Below are 9,325 nucleotides of genomic sequence, written 5' to 3'. Positions count from 1 at the left end.
ACCCGGCCGATCCCGCCGACCGGCCCAGGTCAGCCACCCCGGACAACCCGGCCGATCCCGCCGACCGGCCCAGGTCAGCCACCCCGGACAACCCGGTCGATGTCGCCAACCCGGCCGACGCGGCCACCCCGGAAAATCAGGCCGACCCCGCCGACCCCGCCGACCCGCTGACCCCGGTCGGGCCGAGGGGCCCGCGTCTCTCGCTCGGTCTGCGGCCCTGCGTCCCGTCGCCGCTGTGGGAAGCCGTGGACGGGCGGTTCGAGCGGCGCGGGGTGCGGCTGGTACTGAAGCGGGACGATCTGATCCATCCGGAGCTGATCGGCAACAAGTGGCGCAAGCTGACGCCGAACCTCGAAGCCGCGGCGGGCCGCCCCCTGGTCACCTTCGGCGGGGCGTACTCGAACCATCTGCGGGCCACCGCCGCCGCCGGCCGCCTCCTGGGCCTGTCCACTGTCGGCGTGGTCCGCGGCCAGGAACTGGCCGACCGCCCCCTGAACCCCTCGCTGGCCCGCTGCGCCGCCGACGGCATGCGTCTTCACTTCGTCGACAGATCGACGTACCGACGTGCGTCGGAGCCGGGGACGCTGGCCGGGATCCTGCGTGCGACGGGTACCGAGGACGCGTACGTGGTGCCCGAGGGCGGCAGCAACGCCCTCGCCGTACGCGGCTGCCGGGCCCTCGGCGAGGAACTGCGCGGCCACGACGGCATCGACGTGGCCGCCCTCGCCTGCGGCACCGGCGGCACCCTCGCCGGGATGGCCGCCGGCCTCGCCCCAGGTCAGCGCGCTCTGGGCATCCCGGTCCTGCGGGGCGGCTTCCTCGACGCGGAGACGACGGCCCTCCAGACGGCCGCGTTCGGCGCCCGGCGCGGAACCTGGTCCCTGGACGAGCGTTTCCACTTCGGCGGCTACGCCCGCACGACTCCCGAACTCGACGCCTTCGCCGAGGACTTCGAGCAGCGTCACGGGCTGCCGATCGAACGTCTCTATGTCGCCAAGATGCTCTACGGACTTGTCGCCCTCGCCGAGGAGGGCGCGTTCCCGCGCGGCACGACGCTGGCGGCGGTGATCACCGGAGCGCCGTTCCCCGCCGCGCAGGCCGGGCCTCAGGCCGCCTCCCGGTAGGCCGCCGCCTCCTCCAGGTCCAGCCGGCGCAGCAGCGTGCGCAGCATCTCGTCGTCGATGTAGCGGTGGTCGCGCAGCTTGACGAAGACATCGCGCTCGGTGCCGATCATCTCGCGGGAGAGGCGGCGGTAGGTGTCGTCCGCGGTCTCGCCGGTGACCGGGTTGACCGCGCCGAGCCGCTCCCAGACGGCGTTGCGGCGCCGCTCCATGACCGTGCGCAGCCGCTCGGCGAGCGGCGGGGGCAGGGCGTTGCGCTCGTCGGCGAGGAGTTCGTCGAGACGCTCCTCGGCGGCGCGGGAGGCCTGCGCCTGGGCGTTGGCCTCGGCGAGCGTCTCGGCCTGTGTGTCGCGCCCGGGCAGTTTCAGCAGCCGGATCAGCGGGGGCAGGGTCAGGCCCTGCACGACCAGGGTGCCGATGACGGTGGTGAAGGTCAGGAAGAGGATCATGTTGCGGTCGGGGAAGGCGCCGCCGCCGTGCACGGTGAGCGGGATGGAGAAGGCGACAGCGAGCGAGACGACTCCGCGCATGCCGGCCCAGCCGATGATGAACGGCCCTTTCCAGGTGGGGTTGTCCTCGCGTTCGCGGATGCGCGCCGACACGATGCGGGGCAGGAAGGTGGCGGGGTACACCCACACGAAACGGGTCGCGACGACGACGAGGAAGAGGGCGAGGGCGTACCAGGCGGCGCTCGTGCCCTCGTGGGCACCGAGTCCCTCCAGGACGACCGGCAGTTGGAGTCCGATCAGCGCGAACACCGCGGACTCCAGGACGAACGCGACCATCTTCCACACGGCCTCCTCCTGGAGCCGGGTCGCGAAATCCACCTCCCAGGAACGGTGTCCGAGGTAGAGCGCGACGACGACGACCGCGAGCACTCCGGAGGCGTTCACCTGCTCGGCGATGCCGTAGGCGACGAAGGGGATCAGCAGGGAGAGGGTGTTCTGCAGGAGCGCTTCGTTCATGTGGGTGCGCAGCCAGTGGATGGGGATCATCAGGACGAGCCCGACGACCACCCCGCCGACCGCCGCGAGCAGGAACTCGCGGACGCCGCCCGCCCAGGTCGCGCCCTCTCCGACCGCCGCGGCGAGCGCCACCTTGTAGGCGGTGATCGCGGTCGCGTCGTTCACCAGGGACTCGCCCTGCAGGATCGTGGTGATCCGTGAGGGCAGTCCCACCCGGCGCGCCACCGCCGTCGCGGCCACCGCGTCCGGCGGCGCCACCACGGCGCCGAGCACCAGCGCCGCGGGCAGCGGCAGGCCCGGTACGAGCAGATAGGCGGCCCAGCCGACCACGAGGGTCGCGAAGAGGACGTACCCGACCGACAGCAGCGCGACGGGCCTCAAGTGGGCCCTCAGGTCGAGGTAGGAGCTGTCGGTGGCCGCCGTGTACAGCAGCGGGGGCAGCACCAGCGGGAGCACGATGTCGGGGTCGAGTTCGTACGCGGGCACCCCGGGGACGTACGAGACCATCAGGGCCACGGCGACGATCAGCAGAGGTGCCGGGACCGGGGTACGGCGGGCGGCCCCGGCCACCGCCGCGCTCCCCGCGACCAGCAACAGCAGTGGCAGCACATCCATCGTCTTCCGCCCACCCTCGTTTTCCGCGCGGCACACCGCACGCCCGACGTAACCTGGCCATCATGAAACAGTGCACGCACGCCGACGCGCTGCCGCAGCCCGAACCCGACCCCGGGAGCGAGACCTGCCTGGAGTGCGTGGCCGCCGGTACCCACCCGGTGCAGCTTCGGCTGTGTCTCGAGTGCGGGCATCTCGCCTGTTGTGACTCCTCACCGCTGCGGCACGCCTCGGGGCACCACAAGGACACCGGACATCCGATCATGCGCACGTTCGAGCAGGGGGAGAACTGGCGTTGGTGTTTCGTGGACCACGTACTCGTCTGAGCCGTGGATCACGGACACGTCCGAGCCGTGGATCACGTACGCGCGTGACTCACGATCCGGACGGTTCGACCGTCTGACGTCTGGGTACGTCAACCCGGCGCGCGCTCTTCCTATTTGGGGCCGCAGACCTCTAGCCACTGTCCGTACTCATGTGCTTACTATGAGTGACAGCAAGGGGCGGGGTCCCCAGGACAGGAAAGTCTGGAGCGCGGTAGCGTCACCGCTGAACGACGTAGCGCGTTACCCCGGGGGGCGACCCTCGGCCCCCGAAAGAGCTCGAATGAGCTTGTACCACCATGGAGGTGAGGGTGTCCCAGATCGCAGGCGAGCCCGCGACGAAGGACTTCGTGGAAGTCCGGCTGCCGGCCGCGGGTGCCTACCTGTCGGTACTGCGCACGGCCACGGCCGGGCTGGCGGCCCGTTTGGACTTCACCCTCGACGAGATCGAGGATCTGCGCATCGCGGTGGACGAGGCCTGCGCGATCCTGCTGCAGCAGGCCGTCCCCGGTTCGGTGCTCAGCTGTGTCTTCCGGCTGATCGACGACTCACTGGAGGTCACGGTCTCCGCCCCGACCACCGACGGTCACGCTCCGTCACGTGACACCTTCGCGTGGACCGTGCTGTCGGCGCTCGCGGGCAAGGTCGACTCCACCGTCGCCGAGGACAAGACCGTTTCGATCAGCCTCTACAAACAGCGCGGCGCGGGACCCGGGCCGGCGTGAGGAACGGGGACGGGCCGGTGCGGGACGAAGAGCGCGGCACACGGGAGCCTCCCGCGGAGCGCGCCGACGGCCCGGACGGGTCGCGGCACACGGCGGACGGCGTCGACGGCATCCCCGAACAGGCCCGGCCGCATCCGGAGATCGGCGTCTCCTCGGCAGCAGCGGCGCAGCCGGTGGTCTTCCCCGTCCGGGGAGGCCCCCCCGGTTCGAGCGCAGCCGAGGACACGGGGGAAGAGCCGCGAGCTCGGGGAATGGTGACGGGCGGGACTATGAGCGAGCACGAGCGAAACGCGGAGCAGAACGTGCAGGGCGCGCAGCACGGGCCGAGCGCCCAGCACATCCAGCACGGGCCGAGCGCCCAGCACATCCGGCACGACCCGCAGGACCGCAGCGGGGCGCGGGCGATGTTCATCGAGCTGCGCAAGCTGCAGGACGGCAGCGCCGAGTACGCGGAGCTGCGCAACCAGCTCGTCCGCATGCATCTGCCGCTCGTCGAGCACCTCGCGCGCCGCTTCCGCAACCGCGGCGAGCCGCTGGACGACCTCACCCAGGTCGCGACGATCGGGCTGATCAAGTCGGTCGACCGCTTCGACCCGGAGCGCGGCGTCGAGTTCTCGACGTACGCGACCCCGACGGTGGTCGGCGAGATCAAGCGGCACTTCCGCGACAAGGGATGGGCGGTGCGCGTCCCGCGCCGCCTCCAGGAACTGCGGCTGGCGCTGACCACGGCGACGGCCGAGCTCTCCCAGCTGCACGGCCGCTCCCCGACGGTCCACGAGCTGGCCGAGAAGCTGGCCATCTCGGAGGAGGAGGTCCTGGAGGGCCTGGAGTCCGCCAACGCGTACTCCACGCTGTCCCTGGACGTCCCCGACACGGACGACGAGTCCCCGGCCGTCGCGGACACCCTGGGCGCCGAGGACGAGGCGCTGGAGGGCGTCGAGTACCGGGAGTCGCTCAAGCCGCTCCTTGAGGACCTGCCGCCGCGGGAGAAGCGGATCCTGCTCCTGCGCTTCTTCGGCAACATGACGCAGTCGCAGATCGCGCAGGAGGTCGGCATCTCACAGATGCACGTCTCGCGGCTGCTGGCCCGCACCCTGGCCCAGCTCCGGGAGAAGCTCCTCGTCGAGGAGTGAGACCCGCCTACTTCTCGTTCTGTACGTCGCCGCCGGGCCCTCGGATTCCGAGGGCCCGCGTCGTTGCCGGATTCACCAGCAGCACCAGGGCCGCCACCGCGACGACCGCGAGGGCGATGCCGGCGGGGATCGCGACGCTGTCGGCCTGGAGCAGGGTGTAGGCGACAGGCAGCGCCAGGATCTGGGTGACGAGGGCCGGGCCCCGGCTCCAGCTCCGGCGCAGCAGCAGACCGCGCGCGGCCAGGAGCGGCAGCAGGGCCAGCACGATCAGCGTCACACCGCCGGTCACGCCCTGCCGGCGGCTGCCGGAGTCGCCCGTGAGACCGAGCACGAGGATGCACACGCCGCCCGCCACCAGGGCGGCGCCTTCCAGCGCGGCCAGCGCCGCCGCGGCGGTCAGCCGTCCGGGGCGGGGTTCGGAGAGGGGGGCTTCGGGAGTGGGATTCTGCTCACGGCTCACCCCCGAAGAGTAGCCGTCGACCCCGGACCGCCCAGCGTCCCGGGGCCGGTCACCGCCCGGTTCCGGGGCTCGCACCGGTCCGTCGCCGCACCCCCGGCACCTCCCGGGACTCTTACTGGATCCCTACCTCGGTCTGGGACGAGTACCACCCAGTAGGTACGCTGCATCGCATGCGTGCACTTCTTGTGGTCAATCCGGCGGCAACCACCACCAGTGCGCGTACGCGTGACGTCCTGATCCACGCGTTGGCCAGTGAGATGAAGCTCGAGGTGGTCACCACCGAGTACCGCGGGCACGCCCGGGACCTCGGCCGGCAGGCTTCGGACAGCGACGACATAGACCTGGTCGTGGCCCTCGGCGGGGACGGCACGGTCAACGAGGTCGTGAACGGTCTCCTGTACCGGGGCCCCGACCCGCAGCGTCTTCCCCGCCTCGCCGTGGTCCCCGGCGGCTCCACCAATGTCTTCGCCCGCGCCCTCGGCCTGCCGAACGACGCCGTGGAGGCGACCGGCGCCCTGCTGGACGCGCTGCGCGAGGAGCGCGAGCGCACCGTCGGTCTCGGCCTCGCCGCGGGGACTCCCGGCACCGAGGACGAGTCCGTGCCCTCCCGCTGGTTCACCTTCTGCGCCGGTCTCGGCTTCGACGCGGGCGTGGTGGGCCGGGTCGAGCAGCAGCGCGAGCTCGGCCGACGCTCCACCCATGCGCTGTATCTCCGCCAAGTGGCACGCCAGTTTTGGGACGAACCTCATCGCCGGCACGGAATGATCACCCTGGAGCGTCCCGGCGCGGACCCGGTCACCGATCTGGTCCTGTCCATCATCTGCAACACCTCGCCGTGGACGTTTCTCGGCAATCGTCCGGTGTACGCGACGCCTAAGGCCTCGTTCGATACCGGACTCGACGTACTCGCCCTCAGCCGCATGTCGACGGCCTCGGCTGCCCGGTATGCCACTCAGTTGCTCACTTCGTCCCCCGAGCGTGGACCCCAGGGCAAGCACGCCGTCACTCTGCATGACCTGACGGACTTCACCTTGCATTCCAAGGTTCCACTACCCCTTCAGATGGACGGCGACCATCTGGGACTGCGTACAAGCGTGACGTTCACAGGCGTACGCCGTGCACTGCGTGTGATTGTGTGAGCGGAAGGGGCCAAAATCCTTTCACTCGAACGTTTAGACCAGGGTCCACCCCATGGAAGTACGGCTGTGACTCAGCCGACACCGAGGAATCAAAAAAAACTTTTCAGAAGGGGTTGTATCCGCCGCTGAGGTTTGCGAGTCTCTACGTGGCGCTCGGGACGGCCCGCACCATCGGCCCCCAGAGCACCGGAACCCCTCCTCACATCAAAGGACCACACCAGTCCGTCTGGTTGTCGGCCCTTCACTTGTTGAGGGATTCGTGAAAGCGTTCACATTCACAAGCAACGTGCATGTAATACCAAGGAGAGGTAGCAGCCATGGACTGGCGTCACAACGCCGTTTGCCGCGAGGAAGACCCCGAGCTCTTCTTCCCCATCGGCAACACCGGTCCTGCGCTGCTGCAGATCGAGGAAGCCAAGGCCGTCTGCCGCCGCTGCCCCGTCATGGAGCAGTGTCTGCAGTGGGCGCTCGAGTCCGGCCAGGACTCCGGCGTCTGGGGTGGCCTCAGCGAGGACGAGCGCCGCGCAATGAAGCGCCGTGCCGCCCGCAACCGAGCTCGTCAGGCCACCGCCTGACGTTCCACCCCGCACGAGCCTGAGCTTGGCGGCGCGTACAGCGAGTACGCAACTCCCGCCCCCGAGCCGCAGCGCGCAGTACCCCGATGCGCTTGATGCAACGAGCTTTCAGCCCCGGACCACCTGGTGGTCCGGGGCTCATTGCTGTTCGCGTCCGGGATCCGTCACAGTGAGTGACACTCTCCCGTGAGCGCCGACCGCCCCTGCCCATAGGCCACTTGTGCGAGCCGTACGCCCATCGTGTGCGGGCCGGCTACTTGGGGACGATCACCGGAATGTCCAGCAGCACCTGGGTGCCGCGCTCCGGAGCGGCCACCATGTCGAAGGTGCCGCCCAACTCGCCCTCCACCAGCGTCCGTACGATCTGCAGGCCGAGGTTGCCCGAGCGGTGCGGGTCGAAGCCCTCGGGCAGTCCGACCCCGTCGTCCGTCACGGTGACCAGCAGCCGGGCGTCCTTGGAGGTGCCGCCGCGCACCGCGGAGACCTCGACGGTGCCCCGGTCGCCCTCGCGGAAGCCGTGCTCCAGCGCGTTCTGCAGGATCTCGGTGAGGACCATCGAGAGCGGGGTCGCGACCTCGGCGTCCAGGATGCCGAAGCGTCCGGTGCGCCGGCCGGTGACCTTGCCGGGGGAGATCTCGGCGACCATGGCGAGCACCCGGTCGGCGATCTCGTCGAACTCCACCCGCTCGTCCAGGTTCTGGGAGAGCGTCTCGTGCACGATCGCGATGGACCCGACCCGGCGCACGGCCTCCTCCAGGGCTTCCCGCCCGCGGTCGGACTCGATACGGCGGGCCTGCAGCCGCAGCAGGGCCGCCACCGTCTGGAGGTTGTTCTTCACCCGGTGATGGATCTCCCGGATGGTGGCGTCCTTGGTGATCAATTCGCGCTCGCGGCGGCGCAGTTCGGTGACATCGCGGAGCAGGACCAGGGAACCGACCCGGGTGCCCTTGGGCTTGAGCGGGATCGCCCGCAGCTGGATCACGCCCTCGGCGCTCTCGATCTCGAACTCGCGGGGCGCCCAGCCGCTGGCGACCTTGGACAGCGCCTCGTCCACCGGGCCCCGGGACGGGGCGAGTTCGGCGGTCGTGGAGCCGAGGTTGCAGCCCACCAGGTCGGCGGCCAGGCCGAGGCGGTGGTAGGCGGAGAGCGCGTTCGGTGAGGCGTACTGGACGACACCGTCCGCGTCGAGGCGGATGAGTCCGTCGCCGACCCTCGGCGAGGCGTCCATGTCGACCTGCTGGTCGGGGAACGGGAAGGTGCCCGCCGCGATCATCTGCGCGAGGTCGGAGGCGCTCTGCAGATACGTCAGTTCGAGGCGGCTCGGGGTGCGCACGGTGAGCAGGTTGGTGTTGCGGGCGATGACGCCGAGGACGCGGCCCTCCCGTCGTACGGGAATGGACTCGACCCGGACCGGCACCTCCTCGCGCCATTCGGGATCGCCCTCGCGCACGATCCGGCCCTCGTCGAGCGCCGCGTCCAGCAGAGGGCGGCGGCCGCGCGGGACCAGGTGACCGACCATGTCGTCCTGGTACGAGGTGGGCCCGGTGTTGGGGCGCATCTGGGCGACCGAGACGTAGCGGGTGCCGTCGCGCGTGGGAACCCACAGGACGAGGTCGGCGAAGGAGAGGTCGGAGAGCAGCTGCCACTCCGAGACCAGCAGATGCAGCCACTCGAGATCGGAGTCACCGAGAGCGGTGTGCTGGCGTACGAGGTCGTTCATGGAGGGCACGAGTGCGAGCGTACCCGGAGGATCCGACAGGTCCGGAAATCGGCCACCCTCGCGGGGCTCCCAGGGGCGCCACAGGGCCCGGAAACACCCGCGGGCCGCGGCGCCTGGGAGGGACCCTCAACCCTCCCGGCACCGCAGCCCGGAGCAACAACGGCCGCGGGGTGTGCGGTCCCGGTCGGCCGAAGAGAGGAGCCGGAGCAGTCAGGGCAGAGAGCGCCGGATCCTCGGTCCGTCCTCCTGTGCGGGGAAGACGGAGGCTTGTTCAGTTTCTCAAAGCATTGTGGACTAGACCATGCGTCCGCGTCCATGAGTCCGCAGCCCGCGCGACCGCGGATGTTCTTCGCTGTCCGCTTATCCAACACCAGGAGCGCCCGTCAGACTATCCCGCTTCGGTTCATGAACGGGCGGAGTCGCCGGACGAGCGAGCCGGGCGGGTCCGGGCCGCGGCCGGGAGGGCCGGCGAGGGCGCGAGCGCGAGCGCGGCCGGGCGAGTCCGGCAGGGGCCTGGCCGGTTCGGTATGTCGCACCGGGACGCGCCCCGAT

Annotated in this window: 9 protein-coding genes; 6 read left to right on the top strand and 3 right to left on the bottom strand. The window is 70.5% G+C overall.

The features are described from left to right. The first annotated feature begins 167 nt into the window (after positions 1–167). The gene (locus ACIQRL_RS20620) at positions 168–1,124 is read left to right on the top strand and encodes a 1-aminocyclopropane-1-carboxylate deaminase/D-cysteine desulfhydrase (protein ID WP_401333402.1); all 957 of its coding nucleotides are present in this window, start codon (positions 168–170) and stop codon (positions 1,122–1,124) included. On the opposite strand, the gene ACIQRL_RS20615 is transcribed toward ACIQRL_RS20620, so the two are convergent. Next, the gene (locus ACIQRL_RS20615) at positions 1,106–2,701 is read right to left on the bottom strand and encodes a Na+/H+ antiporter (protein ID WP_401333170.1); all 1,596 of its coding nucleotides are present in this window, start codon (positions 2,699–2,701) and stop codon (positions 1,106–1,108) included. The two genes, ACIQRL_RS20620 and ACIQRL_RS20615, sit on opposite strands and share 19 nt — an antisense overlap. Before the next feature lie 62 nt (positions 2,702–2,763). Here ACIQRL_RS20615 and ACIQRL_RS20610 point away from each other — a divergent pair, with 62 nt between their 5' ends. The 3 genes from ACIQRL_RS20610 to ACIQRL_RS20600 all read left to right on the top strand — a co-directional run bounded on the left by ACIQRL_RS20610 (position 2,764) and on the right by ACIQRL_RS20600 (position 4,879). Continuing rightward, entirely contained in the window at positions 2,764–3,024 is a 261-nt protein-coding gene (locus ACIQRL_RS20610; protein WP_401333167.1) for a UBP-type zinc finger domain-containing protein, read from the top strand. A 308-nt stretch (positions 3,025–3,332) separates the two neighbouring features. Next, the gene (locus ACIQRL_RS20605; protein ID WP_054228129.1) at positions 3,333–3,746 is read left to right on the top strand and encodes an anti-sigma regulatory factor; all 414 of its coding nucleotides are present in this window, start codon (positions 3,333–3,335) and stop codon (positions 3,744–3,746) included. Positions 3,747–3,763: 17 nt separating this feature from the next. Beyond that, positions 3,764–4,879 carry an RNA polymerase sigma factor SigF gene (locus ACIQRL_RS20600; protein ID WP_401333164.1) on the top strand — a complete coding sequence of 372 codons (1,116 nt, stop codon included), beginning with the start codon at positions 3,764–3,766 and terminating at the stop codon, positions 4,877–4,879. 7 nt (positions 4,880–4,886) lie between these two features. On the opposite strand, the gene ACIQRL_RS20595 is transcribed toward ACIQRL_RS20600, so the two are convergent. Continuing rightward, positions 4,887–5,339: a hypothetical protein gene (locus ACIQRL_RS20595; protein WP_401333162.1), complete on the bottom strand. Its 453-nt coding sequence runs from the start codon at positions 5,337–5,339 to the stop codon at positions 4,887–4,889. A gap of 170 nt (positions 5,340–5,509) precedes the next feature. Here ACIQRL_RS20595 and ACIQRL_RS20590 point away from each other — a divergent pair, with 170 nt between their 5' ends. Both ACIQRL_RS20590 and ACIQRL_RS20585 read left to right on the top strand, forming a co-directional pair. Further along, complete coding sequence (locus ACIQRL_RS20590) at positions 5,510–6,478, top strand: diacylglycerol/lipid kinase family protein (protein ID WP_401333159.1); 969 nt, start codon at positions 5,510–5,512, stop codon at positions 6,476–6,478. 317 nt (positions 6,479–6,795) lie between these two features. After that, on the top strand, positions 6,796–7,053 hold the full coding sequence (locus tag ACIQRL_RS20585) for a WhiB family transcriptional regulator (RefSeq protein WP_006380970.1): 258 nt from the start codon (positions 6,796–6,798) through the stop codon (positions 7,051–7,053). Positions 7,054–7,306: 253 nt separating this feature from the next. Here the strand turns inward: ACIQRL_RS20585 and ACIQRL_RS20580 are convergent, their stop codons facing one another. Then, entirely contained in the window at positions 7,307–8,773 is a 1,467-nt protein-coding gene (locus tag ACIQRL_RS20580; RefSeq protein ID WP_401333399.1) for a PAS domain-containing sensor histidine kinase, read from the bottom strand. Positions 8,774–9,325: the final 552 nt, after the last annotated feature.

The sequence above is a fragment of the Streptomyces sp. NPDC091209 genome (assembly GCF_044757755.1).
Taxonomy (GTDB): domain Bacteria; phylum Actinomycetota; class Actinomycetes; order Streptomycetales; family Streptomycetaceae; genus Streptomyces.
This window is presented reverse-complemented; position numbering and strand designations above follow the sequence as displayed.